Here is a 19642-nt window from a genome sequence, read left to right as displayed (position 1 = left end):
TCCGGCTTGGTCGGATCACAACGGTTTGGGGGGAATTCGGAGTTTTGTGACAGATTGGTCCCAGCCGAAGACTGGGTACTGGCTGGATCGGTAGGGGAGGTGGATTGGGAAGAACGTCGCCGACGGGGAGATCATCGCCGTGCCGAGTTGGTGGGCCTCGACCGGGATTGACTCGCCGCCAGGTGGAAGAGTGATCTAAAGCCTGTCGCGTCAGACGGGCACGAACTTGATCGTTTGCGCCTCGATGCTGCGCTGTAGCCGAGCCGGGAGCACGAAGCACGAGCGGTGCATCGCGTCGCTGAAGTACTGAAACTCCGAGGACTCGGCGAGTTGCTCGTAGTCCTCCTGGCGGAAGTCGTGCCGAGGATTGACCTCGTCGGAGGCGCAGTAGAAGCACCAAAGTCCGCCGACGTAGGTCGGGACCGTCGCGGTGTAGGGGTGGACAACGTCGAAGAGCTCGCGCAAGAGCCGAGTGTTCCGCGCGATGAAGTCGACGTTGTGGAACGCCGACTCGAACTGGCTGACGACGATGCCTCCCGGGGCGAGGGCTTTGCGCACCTTGCCGAAGTAGCTCTCGGTGAAGAGACGGGAGGCCTGCTCTTGAGCCTGCATTCCCACCGCGTCGGTCGAGTCGGTGATGATCACGTCGAAACGTCCGGCTTGATCATCGGACTCGAGAAAGGCGAATCCGTCCCCGACATTCAGGGTAGTTCGAGGATCGATCGCGACCGCTTCGGCCCAAGGCAGAAACTGACGCGACAAGTCGATAACCCGGCCATCGATCTCGCAGAGATGAACCTCCTCGACACTGGGATGTCTCAGCACCTCGCGGAGAACACCCAGATCACCTCCGCCGATCACCAGGACGCGTTTCGGATTCGGATGGGCGAAGAGCGGAACGTGCGCGATCATCTCGTGATAGACGTACTCGTCGGACGTCGTGAGCATCACGGTGTTGTCGAGCATCATGAGTACGCCCTGGGACTGGGTCTGGTAGAACCCGATCTTCTGGAACGGAGTCGTCTCCTCGGCGAGGACACTCTCGACATGAAAGACCAGGTCGCAACCAGGAACCAGGATTTCGCGGACGGACGTACTCACGGATCTTCCCCTTCCGAATCCCACGGGATTACATGAGGTGTGAACGGCGTTGGCGACGAGGATCAGCAGGTCACGGCGGTGATCAGCTCGGGCCGAACCGCCAACCCTCCCCTGGGCAACACGACGATGTTGAATCGCGACGCTTGAAAGACTTCGCGGAGATAGTCGAACCCCGCGCGGGGATCGATTTCGGTGCTGCACGTGAAGAGATCGACCGAAGCGCAGCGGTGCTCCGGCCAGGTGTGAATCGCCAGATGAGATTCCGCGATCACCACCACGCCGGAAAGGCCGTGGGGATTGAAGCGGTGAAAGACCGATTCGACGATCGTGGCGCCAATCGCGCGAGCGGCCGATTCCATTTGTTCGCGGAGAAGTTCGGTATCGTCAGGAAGGGATTCGCAATGAAAATACTCACCGAGGACGTGACGCCCGAGGTGATTGGGAAGTGGTTGGACGTCCATCCTGGGCGATCCGATTCCAGGATCGGGGTGGCGTTCCTTCATCGTCAAGCCGGTATCGGTCATCATCGGTGGTGCCCCGTTTCGCAATGCCGCGTTGATTCCAGAGGACCGAACGAAGAACAACGCCATTCTCGTTCGTGATTCGACCAGCGCCGCCTCGGGACTCGACGATCGGGTTTCCGAGTCGGCGTCTCCGAGTGGGCAACTCACCCCTAGGCCATGGAATCGTCGTTCGAGGGAGTCATGCTCGATCGACATGGGCGACCGATTTCCGGCGCCGATGGACGATACTTATTCAAAGCGGACATTGTTGTCCGCTCGACTGTTGCACGCATCGATGGCGGAGGCGGCTGGATGCCTCGCGAGATTGGTTGGATGCAAGACTCGGCATTATAAGAGCGCGTCGGTTCCGCGGCAAACTCCTCGTAAGGGTGCCCTCACACGCTCGTCTTTCATGCCGGCCTGGCGACTACGGGTGGTACGCGTGCCGGCGGCTAGGTGATGATCTTTGAGAGCGGAAATTCGACAATGTCGCGCGCGCCGCTCAGACGGAGTTTCGGAATCAAGTCGCGCACCTGGCTCTCCTCGAGCACCGTCATCAGCGCAACCCATTCGTCGTCCGCCAGTTGCGAGATGGTCGGCCTTCCCATGGCGGGGAGGATCTCCAAGACTTCGTCGAGATCCTTACGGTGGACGTTCATCATCAGCCCCGCACGCCCTTCGGCGTCCAAGACGCCCTGAAGCATCAGCACGAGGTTCTCGACCTTTGTCCGCTTCCAACTGTCTCCCCAGGCCTTCTTATTGACGATGAAGCGTGTCGTGCTCTGGAGGATCTCGTCGATGATGCGCAGGTTGTTGGCCCGCAGCGACGATCCGGTTTCGGTCACTTCGACGATGGCGTCGGCGAGCTTGGGAGGCTTGACCTCAGTCGCTCCCCAGGAGAACTCGACGTCCGCGGTGACGCCGTGCTTGGCGAGATAGTCGGTCGTCAGATTGACGACTTCAGTGGCGATCCGTTTACCTTCAAGGTCCTTGATCGTCTTGATCGGGGAGTCGTTGGGGACCGCCAAGACCCAGCGAACCGGTCGGCGACTCACCTTGGAGAAGACGAGCTCGGTCACTTCGTGGACGTCGGCCCGGTTCTCGAGGATCCAGTCGTAGCCGGTCAGGCCCGCGTCGATGACCCCTTTCTCGACGTAGCGAGCCATTTCCTGGGCTCGAATGAGCAGGCACTCGATCTCGGGATCGTCGATGTTCGGGTAGTAGGAGCGGGAGGAGAATCGGATATCGTAGCCGGCTCGTCGAAAGAGTTCGCCTGTCGCCTCTTGGAGACTTCCGGCCGGGATACCAAGCTTTAACACGGATGAATCGCTCATGGTCGCGGGTGATACCAACTTGATCTTGGGTTTGTAGTCCGTTGATGTAATCGGGTCGTTCGCGGCCGGCGGCGAATAGATCAACGGGCCGTTGGGCTGTCGCAGAACGTCCGCCGGCTAGCCGAAGCTCCTGCGGGCGTTTATTATAAATCGCTCGGCCAACTGGAAAGGTCGAGGAGACTCGCCGGGGGCGTGCGTGCGATCGACGAACGCTCCGACGGGGATCGACGAAGCACTTCTTTTCGGGGGAGAATGAGGTTTGGAAAGCGCCGCCTGGCAAAAAGTCTTCCACTCGATCCGTCCGGAGGACATTCGCGATCTGATGATCATCTTGAACGGAGGCATCGAGGTCGTCGTCCAGGAGATCTGCCACGTTGAGGACGAACTCGTCATGCTCCGGGGCAGACCGGGAGGGCAAGACGCCGCCGGGCGACTCTTCCTGATTCCCTTCACGAGCATCAACAACATTTACGTCAATCGCGAGGTCAAGGAGATCGAGATCGACCTCTACTCGCCTTCGGTTCCCGAAGAGGAGAAGATCCGGATCTCGAAACGAATCGAAGAGTTGGAACGGGAGGCTCTCGAGGAGGCCAAGAACGCCGAGAAAGAGGCGGCGAACTCCAAGGTCGATCCCGACGACATCCGCCGTCAACTCGAGGAGCTTCGCAAAGCGTCCGGCTTCAAGAGCGACGCGAAGAACGATCCTCCGCCGATGCCGCAGCCCCTCTCGTCCGGGGACGAGGAGGCCACCAAGGACGACCCGAAGTCGAAGTTCTCCAAGTTCAAGCTACCCGAACGACCCAAACGCTGAGCGGGACCTGTTGGATCTCGACGACATCCTCTCATGGGTGCCCATGCCCACTATTCGGAGTGGGCATGCGGAGAGGATCACTATTCGGAGTGGGCATGCGGAGAGGATCACTATTCGGAGTGGGCATGCGGAGAGGATCACTATTCGGAGTGGGCATGCGGAGAGGATCACTATTCGGAGTGGGCATGCGGAGAGGATCACTATTCGGAGAGGATGTCACTTCGCGGAAAGGCGCGCGTACCGGCCAACCTTGAGAGAACAGACGCCCCTTCTTTGACAAACGGCAGCATCGCCCCGATTGTCCGATCGTCCAGAACGCTACTCGACCTTCTGCTCCAAGAGCCAGTCCTCGAGAATGATCTGATCGACGAATGGCGCGTGAAGCAGCGCTGCGTTCGAGGACATCATCGCCCCCACCCACGGATTTCGACGAACAATCCCCGAGGCGACCCAGCCGCCCCACCGCGTCAGGAGTCGCTTGTCGAGCTGAGCGGCGACCGTGGTGCGCAGTCGCTGAAACGTTCCCGGGATCAGGTTCGGTTCCGGCCCGACGTGGATGACCAGATGCACCCCCTCGGAGAGGGTCTTGTAGACGACATCCCACAAGAGTTGCGGATGGTCGACCCACTTCGTCAACGTCTCGCGGGAGTTGAAATCGTTGTAGGTCGCCCCTCCGGTCACGCAGGAGATCACCTTGGGAATCGGAGCCGTGAAGCCGCCGGCGACCTTGTGCAGCATCGTCGCGGTCCGGTTGCCGATGTGGCGTTCCCAAAGCAGGGGAGTGTGCATCGGCGGCCAGCGATTCTTGTTGCGTTTGAGGTAGACCTTTTCGGAAAAACGCTCGTGCATCAAGTCGACGAATCGCGAGATCGTCGAGCCCTGGCCGAGGAGCAGGACCGTGTTCGGGGCCAAGTAGGCCGAGGGGAAGATGAGCCCTTCGCCCTCGCTACTGACTTGCACGCAGAGCCGCTTGACCTCCTCCATGCGCAGCACTGGACCGCGGGTGAAGAGAATTCCCATGGTGACGTCGCGGGCAAGCTCGGCACAGTCGGGCGCCAGGACGACCGGAATCGGGAGGATCTGGTCGACTTCGAAGACCTTGCCGGCCACGAGGGCGGAGAGTTCGCCAATCGAGTAGCCGAACATCAGCTTCGCGTCGCCGACCCCGAGTCCGAAGAACTCCTTGAGCAGGTCGATTTGGGCGATTTCCATGCCGACGATCAGCGCCACGTCGCGGGCGAAGGTCTTGAGCGTCGTTCCCCGGCGTTCGCGAACGTCGCGGACGAGATCGAACTCCATCCCCGCCTTGTCGGCGCAGATCTCCGAGACGTCGTCGAGGACACGTCTGACCGTTGGGCCATAGGCCGGGTGAGCGAGCAGTTCGGGACTCTTGCCGAGATTTGTGACGTTGTAGCCTCGAAATGCGAAGGCGGAGCCGGCGATCCGTGCCTTGAGCCCGTTGTTGACGAATCCGTTGCTCAACTGATTCTCCATGCGCTCGTCCCTCCTGCCGGGGACCGTCTCTTGACGTCAAGCCATACCGGTTACGCCCAACCGAGGCGAACTTTCCTTTGGCGGGAAGATGCCTCGGTCAACTTAGTGCGTCGCCAGTCTCGTCTTTGTTTCGAAGGCCCATCCACCGGCTGGCGAGCAGCCAGTGGCACCGACTTTACGCGGATGGGCGACCAGGCCGTCAGTCGTCCTGCTCGTAGGGCATCAGGATCGCGTCCGGTTCGATGCCCGCGATGGAGGCGAAGCCCCCCTCGGCGACCATTTCGCCCAATCGTGTCGCCGATCTCAGCTCGCGATCACTCGGACGCCTGCCCAGCAGCTTGTTCCGCAAGTCGCTGCAAAGGACGTCGGCGGCGAGCTGGACCGTCACGCTATCGGACCGCCCCGCATGCAAGGCGGTGACGAGGATCGTGACCGTGTCCTGGATTCGCTGCGAGAGGTCGGCCATGCGGCACTGACGATCGGCCAGCTTGAGCTGGTGCTTTCGCATCGTGCCGCTGATCTCTCCCGCCGCCTTGCGAAGACGCTTCACCGCGAAATCGGCATGGGCGGTGAGTGGTCCGGGCAGTCGCGGCAGCTCGACCGAACGACTCGGCGAGAACTGATACTTCGCGAACCACTTCGCGTAGGGCACCATCGCGTGCCGCAGTGCCCAAGCGTGAGCGGGGTTCATCGGATTGGGGTTCTTGATCCCCGCTTCCTGAAGGGCCTTGCCGATCGGTTCAAAGAACCTTTTGCCGTGATCCTTGACCAGTGACTTGAAGAAGGCCATCCCAAGCATTTCGCCTTCCCCCTCGTAAATGCAGGGAGCGAGGAACTCGTGGACGTTGTCGCCGAAGAGATGGCCATGAATGAAGGATCGGCCGCCGTGGGTCTTCATGAAGAGCTCGATGGCGGCGTCCTTCTGGGCCTCGCTGCCAAAGATCTTCGCGATGATGCACTCCATTTCGCCACGGTAGCCTTGATCGAGGAGCCACGAGCACCACGCCACCAGGGCGTCGCTCCCGACGATCATCGAGGCGAGTCTGCCGAGGCGGCGCCGGACCAGTTCACGCCGTTCGATCGCTTCGCCGTAGGTGTGTCGGAAGCGAGCCCATGGGAGCATGTTGGCGAGCATCAGTCGCATGTTGCCCGACGCGGTCGCACAGAGCGCGACGCGACCGAGGTTGAGGCCATGGTACGCCACCGTCAGCCCATCGCCCCGTTCGGGCTTGAGGAGGTTCTCCTTCGGAACGCGGAAGTCGCGAAATCGCAGCCCATTGTTGTTCGTATGCTTGAGGGCGTAGAGCCCGTAGGTGACGAGTTGGAAGTGCTCGTTCTCCTCCTCGGGCAAGTCGGCGATCAGGACCGCGGGCTTGTCGTCGATCAGGCAGACCAGGCCGATGGTGCGACCGCAGATCGCATTGGTGATGAAGAGTTTCTCGCCGTTGACGACATAGTGATCGCCGTCGAGCACCGCTCGAGTTCGTAGCGCGGTCAGGTCGGAGCCGGCACCCGGCTCGGTCAGGGCGAACGCCGAGAGACGTTCCCCTGACGCGAGCAGAGGCAGGTACTTCGCCTTTTGCTCGGGCGTGCCAAAGGTCCGGATCGGGTCGACGGCGCCGATACAGCCGTGAACCGAGGCGAGTCCGGCGATGGTCGGGTCGATGGTCGCCATGCGTGTCAGGAAGGGGGCGAACATCCCAAAAGGAACCCCCTGGCCGCCGTATTCGCGGTCGACCAGGAGGCCCCAATACCCCGCGCATCCCAACTCCCCGAGAACCGCTTCCGACACCTTGCCGCGCTCATCGTAGAGCGTTCCGGCACGACGATGACGGCGCGCGATCTCGAGGGAGGATTCCATCACGATGTTTGATTCGGGGGCCGGCTGTATGCCCGACGGTTGAAACAAGTCGATCGGGAACTCGTCGTTCCAAATTGCCCGGTGAACGGGGCTATGGACGGTCTGGTACTGCGGCGCGAAGAGACCTTCGACTTCGTCGTCGGCGCGGTCGATGGCGCCGGTCTTTCGGACTTCGGTTTCGCTCTTGCCGCCCAGGCGCAGAGCTTCCTCGGCGAAGGTGGTTTTCGACTCTGCCGGGCTCTCGTGGGCGGAGGTGTCGATGACATCTTGTCGGGCATCGGCATCGCGCATGTCGAGACTCATGGTCTGGTCCTCCTTGGGCTAGGGTGACGCCCCAAGCGCGGACCATGGTCGGTGACAAGCATGAGACACTACCGCGAGCGCGGCTAGGCTCGAATGGCAACGAACGTCACCGAACGGATCGTGCGCAAGAGCGGCACGTCAGTGATGGGGGTGCTACTCGCCGAGGGGGCCCGGCAAAAGAAATGACAAATGAGAACGAGGCGCCGAGCCCCAAAACAAGGTCGCTGGCGAGTCGGCGGCTGCCGGATCCCAGGCTCCCTCATCGACTCTATTATACGTCCGAGATCGTGGATTCGTTGGCAAATGACGCGATTGGAGGTGTTAACACGTTACGGATAGATGGGTTGTGACGACCCGGATTTGAGGGTTGGACCGGCGCGACGTGGGACAACGGGGCGTCAGTCGCCCGACCGCGGGGGCGCTCGGCGCCGGCTGCGTCGATGCGGCCCGTTGGCGGGCTCCACGGAACAACCAACGGGTCACTCCATGGAGCCTGCGTTGTGGTTCAATCCGCCTGAGGCGGTTTAGCCGTGCATCGCCGCGATGAGGATCTCGGCGGTTTCGCGACGCATGATGCGGGGATCGGGCAACTCGCCGGCCTTGAGCTGGGTGCGGAGTTCGCGACCACTGATCGAAACGGGATGATAGCCCTTGGGCTTGCACTCGTCGACAAGACCGACCTTGCCGATCTCCTCGAAGAAGGCCGCGAAGCCAACCTTGACCGGGTCGATGAGAAGCTCACCGTTGAGGTTGTCGAACTTGCGCTGCGCGTCGAGCGGATCCCAGATGTCGCCGCCGTCATCGTACGGGGCGTCGGCGTGCTTTCGGCCGATGATCAGGTGAGTGAAGCCGAAGTTCTGACGATAGATACCGTGCATGACGGCTTCCTTCGGGCCGCCGTAGAACATCTTGATGTCGAGGCCGAGCAGGATGACGTGATCGCTGAACTTCTGGCCCTTTTCCTTCCAGAGTTCGTCGTCGATGTCGCCTTCGCCGAAGGCTCCACCGTCGATGAGGGCCTCGTAGGTCTTCATCCGGACATCGGCGGGGACGTCGTCGCTCTTGGTTTCGCCGATCAGCGGGTTGAGGACCGCGCCGGTGAAGTGCCCCTCACGAGTCAGCCGCTCGAGGCCGACGATAAGGGCGTATTCGTGGGCACGGTGCAGGGGATTCCGGGTCTGGAAGGCGACCGTCTTGTCCCACTTCTTCTCGGCGAAGAGCTTGCGTGTCTCACGCGGGGTGAGGACGTACTTGCCGAAGCTCGGGTTCTTCGGCTGCGGCAGGACGCGGACTTCACCGCCCAAGAGGAACTCGCGCGGATCTTCCAGCGCGATGCGGGCGCCGGGATGATCGCTCCGCTCGGTCAGGTAGACCGAGGTGTTGTATTTGGCTTTGTCCCAGGGGAAGATGTCGCCGATCTTCAGCGTCGCGACCACCTCGTCGTTCTGGTTGACGAGGGCGACTTCCTGGCCTTCCTTGAGGGAGCCGGCCAGATCCTTGTCGACGGGCAAGGAGATCGGAATCGTCCAGGCGTAGTTCTTGCCGTCTTGGACGATGATCTCTTCCTCGAGGACCTTATCGTAGACGTCCTTGGTCATCGGTCCGGTGAGGGGGCTCAGGCCGCCGTCGCCAAAACGATAGAGGCTCGAAAGATCGGCCCCGGAGACCGGGACTTTCGTCAAGCCGGCGGCGTGCGCTCCGAAGTCGGCGACTTCGGCTTCCGGAACCGTCCGGCAGATCGGCTCGGAGAGTCCACCGTGAGGGGCAATCAGATCGGCCATAAAATTGTCGTACCTCCAGGGTCTTTGGCGATGGGGCGAGAAGTGCCCGAAAACTCGAGAAACTTCCGTGCGTTGTACGTGGCTGGTGAGAAACTGTCCATCGGCCCATTGTCGGGGGCGTCGTTGGCGCTTTGTTGAATGAGCACTACGATAATCCTGGGCGATGGGCTTCCCGATTCACCCCTCGCGATACGACTACCTCAGGAATGCGGAATTCACCGACCGAAACCGACCACGCTAGGAGACTCGAATGACCGAACGGCTCGACGTGGTGGCGATCGCGCCCCACCCAGATGACTTGGAGATTACCTGTGGGGGGACGCTCGCGAAACTCGTCAACCAAGGTTATCGCGTCGGGATGTTCGATCTCACCACCGGCGAGCCCACGCCGCGAGGGACCTTGGAGACCCGCGCCGCCGAAGCCGAGACGGCTCGCGAAATCCTTGGCGTCCAAGTGCGGCTCAATCTCGGGCTGCCCAACCGTGTCTTGATGGACAGTCCGGAAAACCGTTACATCGTCGCCACGGCCCTGCGCAAGTATCGCCCCGATATCATTCTCACGATGGCGGGACGAACGCCCGCCGCCTCTCCCGACCATCACCAGGGGCATCTGCTCGTCGAAGCGAGCCGTTTCTATTCCCAACTGACCAAGTGGGACGAACGCTTCGAAGGGACGACTCCCTACCGCGTGCCGCATCTCGTCTACGCTCCGGTGATTTTCGACGCCGAGAACCGCGATTGGCACAGTAGCTTCGTCGTCGACATCAGCGACACGTTCGAGCAGAAACTAGCCGCGATCGAGTGCTACAAGTCACAATTCGACGAGAAACGCTTCGCGAAAGTCAAGCATTGGGTCAGTGGCAACGCCGCCGCGACCGGCGGGCGCAGCGGATTTCTCTTCGGCGAACTCTTCACGCTGCCGCATCCCGCGGGGACGGAGGATCTGATTCGGTTTGTTCGCGGTGGCAAGGGGAGCCCCGCGCCGGTCAAGCTCCCCGGCGAGGACATGCCCCACGGCTGAAACCGGCCAGGCGAGGCCAGGGCCGTACACCCCTCACTGGCTGACAAGCATTCAGTGGCACACGAACGATTGTCGAAACCGTCGTCGCGTCACTCACCTTGTTGCGGTGCTGGCTGACAAGCAGTCGGGGGCCCCCAAGTGATCGTCGGGGCAATCACGGCACGGTCAGTTCTCGACAACCTCGATGCGACGCGGGCCGGGGCGATCGGCTTTCGGAAGGATGATGGTCAAGACGCCGTCCTCGAGCCCCGCTTGGATCCGGTCGGCGTCGACCTCGTCGGTCAGGATGAAGGAGCGATGGTAGACCCCGTCGTGGTATTCGCGGTAGACCGGCGAGCCGAGAGGCCGTTCGTCTTCGACCAAGCGCCCCGTGATGGTGAGGACGTTGTCCTGGATCAAGACGTCGAGGTTCTCCTTGGTCACTCCAGGGAGGTCGGCCGTCAGGACCAATCCCGAGGGCGTTTCGTGGATGTCGACCCGAGGAGGAAAGACCGGGGCGTGCTCAGTCGTCAGCGCGTACATCGGTGTCGCTCCTTTCCGTCTCGTCGGCTTGCGGCTCGATCGGGACTCGTCGTGGTTGGCTCACACGCACCTTGGGCAGATGAATCGTGAGCGTTCCCGAGGCCATCTGAGCGGTCACGTCGTCGGTGTCGATCAGGTGGGGGAAGCTCAATTCGCGTTCCCACTGGCCGAACCACCGCTCCTGTCGTCGGCAACTGGCTTCGTCGATGGCAAGGCGTCGTCGGCGTTCGCCCGCCAGCCGCAGGGAGTCGCCGGTGACGTCGAGCGTCACTTCGTCCGCCTTCATGCCGGGTAGTTCGACCCGCACGACGAACGCGTCGGCTGCCTCATAAATGTTCACCAGCGGAAAGAGATAGCGCGGGCGGCCCGCCTCATGCCGCTCGATGGTGGAATCCTCGAGTCGGTGACGGGGAACGCGTAGGCCTGGGGTGGTACGCCATAGTCGGCGAACGTTAATGAAGTTCATGGAAGAAACCTCCCCTCAGAGGCTGATGGCGACCAGGATAGGTGCAGATTTCGTGCCGTCGGGTTGGTACTTGGTCATTTGTTGTTCTGTTTTCGTAACATGTTTCGCTGTAGTTGGTTATGTTCGTGGCGTGGCTGAGGTCATTGTCCCAGTATCCCGAAGCGGTGCATGCCGAAATGGCAGTCGAGGGCTGCGTTGATCGCTAGGGGCTTCACGAGCGCCAATTTGACCTGGTTGCCCTGGGGCGTGATATGGTCCCAAGTGACGAATGAATCTTCCCAAGATCGAGGGCGCCAACTGTTTGGCGACAATCCTCCGTTGCCCTACCAATGACAAAATGGAAGAGCGCGAGCCGGTGGACGACGACGGCGGAGCCGTTTGATTTCTAGCTTCGGCAAGACCCCGCGAGGCTCCTCCCAGCGCAGCGACGCAACACATGCCACACCAGCCCACGCTCACAGCGGAGAGGGATCATGAACGAGACTCGGACTGAACGCGATTCCATGGGGGAGATGACGATCCCCGCCGATGCCTATTACGGCGCTCAAACAGGTCGGGCCGTCGAGAACTTTCCGATCAGTGGCAAAACGATGCCGCCTCGCTTCATTCGTGGTGTCGCGCTGATCAAGCTGTGTGCCGCTCGCGTCAACGCCGATCTTGGCTACCTGGAAGACATGGAAAACCAGCTCATCCAGAAGGCGGCCGCGGAGGTGATCGAGGGGAAGCTCGATGACCAGTTCGTCGTCGACGTCTTCCAGACGGGGTCGGGCACCTCGACGAACATGAACGTCAACGAAGTGATCGCCAGCCGCGCCAACGAGATGGCGACGGGCGAACGCGGAGGTCGTTCGCCGGTTCACCCCAACGATCACGTCAATCGTGGTCAGTCTTCGAACGACGTCATTCCGACGGCGCTGCATCTCTCCACCCTCGAGGCGATCGAGCGGACGACGGTGCCTGGGCTCGAGCATCTACTCGAGGCGCTCGAGGCGAAGGCGACGGAACTCGACGACGTCATCAAGATTGGTCGCACCCATCTGCAGGACGCGGTGCCGATTCGGCTCGGCCAGGAGTTCAGCGGCTACGCGACGCAGGTGCGTCATGGGATCGAGCGGCTGAAGGCGACCCTACCACGACTTTCACAGCTCGCGATCGGCGGGACCGCGGTCGGCACGGGGCTCAACACTCATCCGGAGTTCCCCGAGCGGATGGTCTCGGCCCTCAGTGGCGAAACGGGACTCAAGTTCAAGGTCGCCGACAATCACTTCGAGGCGCTTGCGTCACGCGACGCCATCGTCGAGGCGAGTGCCGCACTGAAGACCGTCGCGATCAGTTTGGCGAAGATCGCCAACGATGTTCGCTGGCTCGCCAGTGGGCCCCGTTGCGGCATCGGCGAAATCTCCATCCCCGCGACCCAACCGGGTAGCTCCATCATGCCGGGGAAAGTCAACCCGGTCATGTCCGAGTCGGTGCTCCAAGTCGCGGCCAAGGTGATCGGCAACGACGCGACGATCACCACCGGCGGACTCATCGGCGGGGTCTTCGAACTCAACGTGATGAAGCCGGTGCTGGCGTACACCGTCTTGGAGTCGTGCGAGATCATCGCCAGTGTCGCCCGAGCCTTCGCCGACAAATGTGTCGCCGGCATTGAGGCCAATCGCGAGCGCTGTCAAGAGTTGATCGAGTACAGCTTGGCGATGTGCACCGCGTTGGCGCCCAAGATCGGCTACGACGAAGCGGCGTCGATCGCGAAAAAGGCCTTCGCGGAAGGGCGCACGGTTCGCGAAGTGGCTCTCGAGACGACCAAGTTGACCAAGGAGGAACTCGACCACCTCCTCGACCCGAAGAGTCAGACCGAGCGCGGTATTCCGTCGACGTGACGGTGCGTTCTCGACGATCGGGTTGCACGGGCTGACGGTCGCTCGGAGCGGGAAGTCGGCCTATTTCCATTGGGTCACGGGGTCGAAGGTTCGTTACACTGTGGTTCGATCGCGACGGTGTTGACGCGCCGACGCACCTGCCTGTTCGGAGCCCGTCTGTCGAGGATCATCGCCACCGAGTTGGGATCGTGGCGGATGCTTCCCAATCGAGACGTCGAACATTCGCGAGCAAACCAAACGGATCGGCCAAGGCCGCGATCACGTCGCGGATCCTTCGTCGTGGGTTAGTTCGGAGAGGAGAGCATGGCCGATCACGCCGATGACGGCTCGATGACCTTCGGGGAGCACATCGAGGAACTGCGGACGCATATCCTTCGGGCGCTCGCGGGGATCATCCTGGCGATGATCGCGACGCTGCCGATGGGCCACTACATCGTCGTTCTTCTGGCCGAACCGGTCGTCGAAGGGCAGAAGGAGTGGACCGAACGCGTCGTCCCAGCCCGTATCGCGAAGTACGTCGAGGAGCAGCAATCGCTGCCGACCGACAAGCAGGACCGAGTCAGCTTCGCCGCCACCATCAGCCCCGAATCGCTCTCGGAAGTCACCGGCACGCTCGATCCCGAGGCGGACGTCAAGATTCCCGAAGGGGGGATGACGCTCAACGTCACCGCGCCGGCACGGGAGCTCGTCGTCGGGTTGGTGATGCCGCTCTACGAGGTGCAGGAGCCGTGGAATCTCAAGACGCTCTCGGCGCAAGAGGGTGTTTTCATCTACTTCAAGGCGTCGATCGGTGGCGCGATCGTCCTCGCGAGTCCCTGGGTTTTCTTCCAGTTCTACAGCTTCATTGCGGTCGGGCTCTACGCCCACGAGCGGCGGCTGGTGCACATGTCGCTTCCCTTCACGATCGGACTCTTTCTGGTCGGCGTGCTCTTTTGCTACTTCGCGATGTTCCCGATCATGCTGACCTTCTTCCTCGGGGCCAATAGCTGGATGGATCTCCAGCCCGACATCCGCCTGAGCGAGTGGGTCGGGTTCTGCGTTTGGTCGATGATCCTCTTCGGCATCGCGTTCCAGCTTCCGCTAGCGATGCTGATTCTCGAACGGGTCGGGATCTTCACCTACGACCAGATGAAGGAGAAGCGAAAGTTCGCGATCCTCGGCATCTTCATCGTCTCGGCGCTGGTGACCCCGATGGATCCGGTCTCGCAGATTCTGCTCGCGATCCCGCTCTGTCTGCTCTATGAAGCGGGGCTGATCCTCATCCGGTACCTGCAGAGCACCAATCCCTTCCGCTCGACCGACGACGATCGGTTCGACGACGAGTTCTTCTGATTCCCTGGTGGCTGAGGGGGGAAGTGAAGAAGAGGGAGTTGAACCACAGAGGTCGCGGAGGAGCACAGAGGGGAAGAACAACGCTCAAATGACTGGTTGACCCTCAAGCGAAGATCTCTCGATGTTCGAAAGACGGGGTTGGAGTGTTGGCCGTCTCCGGATCGGGTCTCACGACCGCTCCTCTCCTACTCCTACCAATGCCTTCTTGGCCTCTTCCTCTGTGTCCCTCCGCGGCCTCCGTGGTAGATCCTTCTTTCTCTTCTCCCGCTCCCGCTCGCACTCCCTTTTCATCCCCGTATTCAAGCTGCCCTTGCCGAACCTGCCCCCGAAACGCGATAGTGGGTAGGCCCATCGGGAGCGACGATGACGGTTCGCTCCGCCAACATGTCACGATTTAGGGATGAAGGATCCAGACTCGCATGGAACTACGAAGAGCGTCTCGGGCCATTCGTTTGCGGTTGTTGCTCCTCCTCTTGATCCTCGGGCTTCCGACCTTCGTCCTGCTTGACGCGGTGCGCGGCAAGGAGCGCGACGTCGCCGAGAAGCCCATTCCACCCGAGCCCGAGAACGAGCTGCCGGCGTGCTGTCACGATGCCAAGAAGAACCCGCTGCCGCTGCCGACCTCCATGCCGAAGGCCGAGTTCGAGAAGAAACTCTACAAGTTCCTCGACTCTCGCGAGTACGACAAGCTCGGCTGGTGTGCCGACAAGGGCGTTCGCGACACTGGGCCCTACATCAACCATCGCTATTACGGGACTCACCCCGCCGTCCGCATCTATTACTCGCCGGAGGTGATGGAGTGGCTGACGACCGGCCGCAAGGGGGAGCTTCCCGATGGTGCGATGATGGTCAAGGAGATGTTCCCGCCGCCCGCGGCCCGCTACGTTGGCATGAGCGACGAGGAGTTGGACAAGACGATCGAGCAGCTCACCGAGAACGATCGCTGGTCCTGGACCGTGATGATCAAGGATTCGAAGGGCTCCTACGACGGTTGGTTCTGGGCGGGCCCGGAGTACAGCCAGACGGTCGACGCCCACACGTATCCGTTTGACTACCCAGTATCGGGGTTCGGGCTCTACTGCGTCCGCTGCCACGCCGTCGCGAAGTCCGACTTCACCTTCGCCGCCCTTCGCAACATCGAGGGCTTTCCGGGCGAGCCGGTCACCTTCGTCGATGACAACTCTTGGCGACATCCTCCAAAGGACGCCAAGCCCTCCTCCCACGTTCAGGGACGCTGCAACGCTAGCAACCCGGAGGACTGCGTGACGACGCCCGCCCGCGTCAATCCGGCCTTTATCGAAGCCTACGGCAAGAGCAACTTCGAGCCCAAGCGAGGCAATGTCCCGTGCATGCCCGCGGAGACCTACGATCACCTGGTTCCGCCCGCCGGGAAAGCGAACACCTTCCTGACGTCGACGCAGTGCATGCACTGTCACGGGGGGCTCAGTGGGGCTTTCGGGCCGGTCATGTTCATTCGCACCGGGGAAGGGCCGGGCGAAGGCTACAACATCTCGCCCTACGGTGAGTGGCGCTGGTCGCCGATGGGGCTCGCGGGTCGCGACCCGGTCTTTCACGCTCAATTCGCCATTGAACTGGCCTACTTGAAGACCCGTCCCGACGGCCCCGAGTTGACCAAGGCGGTCTCGAACGTCTGCTTCCGTTGCCACGGTGCGATGGGCAAGCATCAACTCGACCGCGACCAGATGGCCAAGGATGGCAAGCCGGGCGACTTTCGCCGTGAGTTCCTCGAGATCACCGATCACAAGGACCCGCACTATAAGTATGGGGCGCTGGCTCGGGATGGCATCAGTTGCATGATCTGCCACCAGCTCAACGTCGAGCCCGAGCTGTCGGTGGAGCAGTATCTCAATCAGCACTCGACCGGACGGATCTCCTTCGTGAAGTCCGACACGCTCAACGGTCCCTACAAGGACAACGAGATCGCCCATAAGGCGATGCAGAATGCTCTCGGCATCAAGCCGCAATACAATCAGCACCTCGATTCGTCGCGGCTGTGCGCCGCTTGCCACACCGTCGATATCCCAATCGTCGACGGCGCCGCTCCCGACAAGTCTCACCCAGCGTCGCCCGAGTTCCCGCAATTCCGGCATGGCATCGAGCAAGCCACCTATCTCGAGTGGCTCAACAGCGACTTCGACGACGAGATCAGGACGGGCAACAAGCAGGCCAAGTCGTGCCAGAACTGCCACATGCCGACGACTCACCACGCCCTCGACGGGCCCGTGGAGACCAAAGTCGCGATCATCCAGGACCAGTCCTATCCCGAAGCGGAGTACACGATCCCCCAGGACGAACTGCTCGTCCGCACGCGAAATGACTTCGGTCGGCACGAGTTGTTGGGGCTCAACGTCTTCCTGCTCGAGATGTTCAACCAGTTCGACGACATCCTCGGGGTGCGCAAGCTCGAGTACATGTGCGAATCCCGTCGTGGGCTCACCGACGCGATCGGCAACGCGGTGCGCATGGCCCGGGAACAGACCGCGACCGTCGCGATTGCTCCCCTCGAGGTGAAGGACGACGAATTGCTGGCCACGGTGACGGTGCGCAATCTTTCCGGTCATCGCTTCCCGAGCGGGGTCGGGTTCCGCCGGGCATTTCTCGAAGTCGTCGTCAGCGCGAGGCAGGGGGGACGGCTCAACGAGATTTGGAGTTCCGGGCGGACCAACTCGCTCGGCATGATCGTCGATGACACGGGGAAAGTCTTGCAGACGGAGTTCTTCGAAAAGGACAAGGCGGGCCGGCCACAGTATCAGCCCCACTACCAAGAGATCACCGCTCCCTATCAAGTCCAGATCTACGAGGAGCTGACGCTCGACGCGAACGAGTCCTTCACAACGAGCTTTCTTAAACGCGACGAGGAACTCAAGGACAACCGTCTCCTGCCGAAAGGTTGGTCGAAGGAGGGGCCCGATCCGAAGCAGCTCCACGGCGAGTACCTCGAGGCGACCTGGCCGAAGGGAAGGGCGCTCGACGATCCCGATTTCACCGACGGCAAGGGAGGGGACGTCGTTCGCTACCGGGTGAAGCTTCCCGGGAACATCGATCCCTCGACGGTTCAAGTGACGGCGACGCTCTACTATCAGTCATTGCCACCCTATTTTCTTCGCAATCTCTTCGAGGGGGCGCCCGACGATCCCGCGGTCCAGCGGCTTCACTACCTGTGCAGCCACCTCGATTTGAGTGGCACGCCGATCGAGAACTGGAAGCTCTTCATCACCTCCGCGACCGCGGAAGTCTCCAAATAGGCCGCGGCTTTCGCCACCACGTCGTTTGTGTCAAGCAATAGCCTGACGTACGAATTGCTTCTGAGTGTGAAGGTGGGGTCGTCCCGCGGTCCCCCCGTAGAGACTGCCAATTCGCGCATTCCCATTCCCCTGTTCGAACAGACTTGCTATTCGGCGGCTCAGCACGCGTTTGACCTGGCAGACTGGGAAAACAAGGCAGGAGTCGGAAGTGATGAATCGAAATTGGAGCGTGGCGGTCTCGGCCGCTCTATTGCTGACGGCGGGAACCGTTGGTTCCGTTCAGGCCCAGCCGAAGTTCACCTTCCGGCTGCCCGAGGGAACCACGCTCGCCTACGATGTCGTCCATCGGACGAAGATCGAGGCCAAAGAGGATGGCGCGAAAATGGAAGCTTCGGGCGTTCTGCGTCAACGTCAACAATGGCGGGTGGTCAGCCGAGACTCGCTCGGCGTGGCGACGATGGAACTCTCGCTAACGCAGCTTCACTTCGAGCAAACCGATCCGACCGGATCCGTGCTCAAATACGACTCGGCCGATCCCAAAGGCTCGGATCCGAACCTCGCTCGTCACTTGGGGCCGCTGGTGGGCCAGCCGGTCAAGCGAGTCGATTTGGGCCCCGATGGCGTCGTCCGCCAGACCAAACACCTCGCCGACCAGGAGAGCAACGTCGAAGAGCTCCCCTTCATGATCACCGTTCCCGACGCGTTGCCGACCAAGGGCTTGCGTTGGCAGCGCAAGTTCGCGGTGAAAGTTCCGAAGGACATCAATCGCGGGGAGCCGGTCGCCCTGCGGCAAGTCTGTGAATTCAAAGAGGCGACGCCGAGGAAGCTGGTCGTGGCGGTCGAGACGGAACTGATTGACCATCCCGACGATGGGAATCTCGAGGTCTTCCTCGCCCAGTTCCTTCGCCGCGGAACGGTCACGCTCGATCCGATGACGGGAACGATGACGGGGTTCCATCTCACGGTCGACGAACAGATCAAGGACGTCGCGGGGCCGGACTCGTTCTACTCGTTCAAGAGCGACTACAAGGGCACGCTCGCGAAGGACTAGTGCACTGGTCCAGCGACGTTTTCGGGTGCCACTGGCTGCTTGTCGGCCAGTGCCAAAGGGTTAGGGTTGCACCAACACCAACGTCGAGCTGGAACAGAGCACTAGCAGGCCGTTGATTTAGCCGGCAGCGAATAGATCAACGGGCTGCTAGGCTCCGCAGGTGCCCGCGGGCAGACCCTGAGACACGAGAAAGGGCTCGCTTCTCGCTTCGCGCGGGAAGGGCGAGCCCTTTATCCGTTGCCATCCCCTCGAACTGTTTTCCTTGCGACTTGAGGCGGATAGTGCTAGCGTCGTGAGCGATTGGGCCACTTCGCTCCCAGTCTTTTGCCTATATGATAGACCCACGCGAGTCAGCACGTTGGTGCGGGCTGCTGCCGCTCGCGTTGCGTCCTTCATCCGCTGACCACGAGAGACCCCAATGCCGCCGAAAGCGTTTGTCGAACCAAGCGAGTTCCCCGAAGAGGTGATTGCCGACCAGGCGCAGATTCGAGAACTCAATCCCCATCGTTTCGAGATGGAGATGCTCACCGCGATCACGCTCCTGGAACAGGAGCGACAACTTACCATCGGCTACAAGGACGTGACCGACGAGGAGTTCTGGGTCCGCGGTCACATGCCGGAGTTCCCGCTCATGCCGGGGGTGCTCATGATCGAGGCCTCGGCGCAACTGAGTTCCTTCTACTCGCACTATTTCAACATCGTCCCCAAGGACAGTGTGATCGGGTTCGGGGGAATCAACGAAGCTCGCTTCCGCGGCATGGTCCGGCCCGGAGACCGTCTCTGGATCGTCTGCAAAGCCGACAAAGTGACACCGCGACGTTTTACGTTCGATGCTCAAGGGTTCGTCGATGGCTCGATGGTCTTCAATGGCCAGTTCATCGGCGTCTCGCTTCCCGCCGTGACCCGTTCCTAAGCC

Annotated in this window: 15 protein-coding genes; 7 read left to right on the top strand and 8 right to left on the bottom strand. The window is 61.5% G+C overall.

The annotated features are described in order from the left end of the window. Window positions 1-210 precede the first annotated feature (210 nt). From speE to hisG, 3 genes are all read right to left on the bottom strand, one after another. Window positions 211-1101 (bottom strand): polyamine aminopropyltransferase, encoded by an 891-nt coding sequence (speE, locus tag Pan216_RS17215; RefSeq protein WP_419192653.1) that lies wholly within the window; start codon window positions 1099-1101, stop codon window positions 211-213. A gap of 62 nt (window positions 1102-1163) precedes the next feature. Further along, window positions 1164-1562 carry an adenosylmethionine decarboxylase gene (gene speD / locus Pan216_RS28460; RefSeq protein WP_419193688.1) on the bottom strand — a complete coding sequence of 133 codons (399 nt, stop codon included), beginning with the start codon at window positions 1560-1562 and terminating at the stop codon, window positions 1164-1166. 494 nt (window positions 1563-2056) lie between these two features. Then, a complete protein-coding gene (gene hisG, locus Pan216_RS17205; RefSeq protein ID WP_145259711.1) occupies window positions 2057-2938 on the bottom strand; it encodes an ATP phosphoribosyltransferase in 882 nt (293 codons plus the stop codon). 259 nt (window positions 2939-3197) lie between these two features. Here hisG and Pan216_RS17200 point away from each other — a divergent pair, with 259 nt between their 5' ends. After that, window positions 3198-3749: a hypothetical protein gene (locus tag Pan216_RS17200; RefSeq protein ID WP_145259709.1), complete on the top strand. Its 552-nt coding sequence runs from the start codon at window positions 3198-3200 to the stop codon at window positions 3747-3749. A gap of 318 nt (window positions 3750-4067) precedes the next feature. Here Pan216_RS17200 and Pan216_RS17195 read toward each other — a convergent pair whose 3' ends face one another. The 3 genes from Pan216_RS17195 to Pan216_RS17185 all read right to left on the bottom strand — a co-directional run bounded on the left by Pan216_RS17195 (window position 4068) and on the right by Pan216_RS17185 (window position 9188). Beyond that, window positions 4068-5243: an ACP S-malonyltransferase gene (locus Pan216_RS17195; RefSeq protein ID WP_145259707.1), complete on the bottom strand. Its 1176-nt coding sequence runs from the start codon at window positions 5241-5243 to the stop codon at window positions 4068-4070. 199 nt (window positions 5244-5442) lie between these two features. After that, a complete protein-coding gene (locus Pan216_RS17190) occupies window positions 5443-7407 on the bottom strand; it encodes an acyl-CoA dehydrogenase family protein (RefSeq protein ID WP_145259705.1) in 1965 nt (654 codons plus the stop codon). A 524-nt stretch (window positions 7408-7931) separates the two neighbouring features. After that, on the bottom strand, window positions 7932-9188 hold the full coding sequence (locus tag Pan216_RS17185; protein WP_145259703.1) for a sulfate adenylyltransferase: 1257 nt from the start codon (window positions 9186-9188) through the stop codon (window positions 7932-7934). Window positions 9189-9438: 250 nt separating this feature from the next. Between Pan216_RS17185 and Pan216_RS17180 the strand changes: the two genes are divergently transcribed. Further along, window positions 9439-10209: a PIG-L family deacetylase gene (locus Pan216_RS17180; protein ID WP_145259701.1), complete on the top strand. Its 771-nt coding sequence runs from the start codon at window positions 9439-9441 to the stop codon at window positions 10207-10209. Between the two features lie 165 nt (window positions 10210-10374). Here Pan216_RS17180 and Pan216_RS17175 read toward each other — a convergent pair whose 3' ends face one another. Next, window positions 10375-10731 carry an Hsp20/alpha crystallin family protein gene (locus Pan216_RS17175; RefSeq protein WP_145259699.1) on the bottom strand — a complete coding sequence of 119 codons (357 nt, stop codon included), beginning with the start codon at window positions 10729-10731 and terminating at the stop codon, window positions 10375-10377. After that, window positions 10712-11197 carry an Hsp20/alpha crystallin family protein gene (locus Pan216_RS17170; RefSeq protein WP_145259698.1) on the bottom strand — a complete coding sequence of 162 codons (486 nt, stop codon included), beginning with the start codon at window positions 11195-11197 and terminating at the stop codon, window positions 10712-10714. The genes Pan216_RS17175 and Pan216_RS17170 overlap by 20 nt, the downstream gene beginning before the upstream one ends. Window positions 11198-11670: 473 nt before the next feature. Here Pan216_RS17170 and Pan216_RS17165 point away from each other — a divergent pair, with 473 nt between their 5' ends. The 5 genes from Pan216_RS17165 (at window position 11671) to Pan216_RS17145 (ending at window position 19639) form a co-directional block, all read left to right on the top strand. Then, window positions 11671-13077 carry a class II fumarate hydratase gene (locus Pan216_RS17165; protein ID WP_145259696.1) on the top strand — a complete coding sequence of 469 codons (1407 nt, stop codon included), beginning with the start codon at window positions 11671-11673 and terminating at the stop codon, window positions 13075-13077. 303 nt (window positions 13078-13380) lie between these two features. Next, the gene (gene tatC / locus Pan216_RS17160; protein WP_145259694.1) at window positions 13381-14409 is read left to right on the top strand and encodes a twin-arginine translocase subunit TatC; all 1029 of its coding nucleotides are present in this window, start codon (window positions 13381-13383) and stop codon (window positions 14407-14409) included. A 419-nt stretch (window positions 14410-14828) separates the two neighbouring features. Next, on the top strand, window positions 14829-17675 hold the full coding sequence (locus Pan216_RS17155) for a cytochrome P460 family protein (protein WP_145259692.1): 2847 nt from the start codon (window positions 14829-14831) through the stop codon (window positions 17673-17675). A gap of 211 nt (window positions 17676-17886) precedes the next feature. Then, on the top strand, window positions 17887-18726 hold the full coding sequence (locus tag Pan216_RS17150; protein ID WP_145259690.1) for a hypothetical protein: 840 nt from the start codon (window positions 17887-17889) through the stop codon (window positions 18724-18726). A 418-nt stretch (window positions 18727-19144) separates the two neighbouring features. Beyond that, complete coding sequence (locus Pan216_RS17145) at window positions 19145-19639, top strand: 3-hydroxyacyl-ACP dehydratase FabZ family protein (protein WP_145259688.1); 495 nt, start codon at window positions 19145-19147, stop codon at window positions 19637-19639. Window positions 19640-19642: the final 3 nt, after the last annotated feature.

Origin of the sequence: Kolteria novifilia (assembly GCA_007748055.1) — a bacterium.
GTDB lineage: Bacteria > Planctomycetota > Planctomycetia > Kolteriales > Kolteriaceae > Kolteria > Kolteria novifilia.
This window is presented reverse-complemented; position numbering and strand designations above follow the sequence as displayed.

Bases quoted from the DNA above. Each gene is read 5' to 3' on its own strand.
- speD (WP_419193688.1), bottom strand. From the start codon at position 1,562: ATGGACGTCCAACCACTTCCCAATCACCTCGGGCGTCACGTCCTCGGT.
- hisG (WP_145259711.1), bottom strand. From the start codon at position 2,938: ATGAGCGATTCATCCGTGTTAAAGCTTGGTATCCCGGCCGGAAGTCTC.
- Pan216_RS17195 (WP_145259707.1), bottom strand. From the start codon at position 5,243: ATGGAGAATCAGTTGAGCAACGGATTCGTCAACAACGGGCTCAAGGCA.
- Pan216_RS17190 (WP_145259705.1), bottom strand. From the start codon at position 7,407: ATGAGTCTCGACATGCGCGATGCCGATGCCCGACAAGATGTCATCGAC.
- Pan216_RS17185 (WP_145259703.1), bottom strand. From the start codon at position 9,188: ATGGCCGATCTGATTGCCCCTCACGGTGGACTCTCCGAGCCGATCTGC.
- Pan216_RS17180 (WP_145259701.1), top strand. From the start codon at position 9,439: ATGACCGAACGGCTCGACGTGGTGGCGATCGCGCCCCACCCAGATGAC.
- Pan216_RS17175 (WP_145259699.1), bottom strand. From the start codon at position 10,731: ATGTACGCGCTGACGACTGAGCACGCCCCGGTCTTTCCTCCTCGGGTC.
- Pan216_RS17170 (WP_145259698.1), bottom strand. From the start codon at position 11,197: ATGAACTTCATTAACGTTCGCCGACTATGGCGTACCACCCCAGGCCTA.
- Pan216_RS17165 (WP_145259696.1), top strand. From the start codon at position 11,671: ATGAACGAGACTCGGACTGAACGCGATTCCATGGGGGAGATGACGATC.
- tatC (WP_145259694.1), top strand. From the start codon at position 13,381: ATGGCCGATCACGCCGATGACGGCTCGATGACCTTCGGGGAGCACATC.
- Pan216_RS17155 (WP_145259692.1), top strand. From the start codon at position 14,829: ATGGAACTACGAAGAGCGTCTCGGGCCATTCGTTTGCGGTTGTTGCTC.
- Pan216_RS17150 (WP_145259690.1), top strand. From the start codon at position 17,887: ATGAATCGAAATTGGAGCGTGGCGGTCTCGGCCGCTCTATTGCTGACG.
- Pan216_RS17145 (WP_145259688.1), top strand. From the start codon at position 19,145: ATGCCGCCGAAAGCGTTTGTCGAACCAAGCGAGTTCCCCGAAGAGGTG.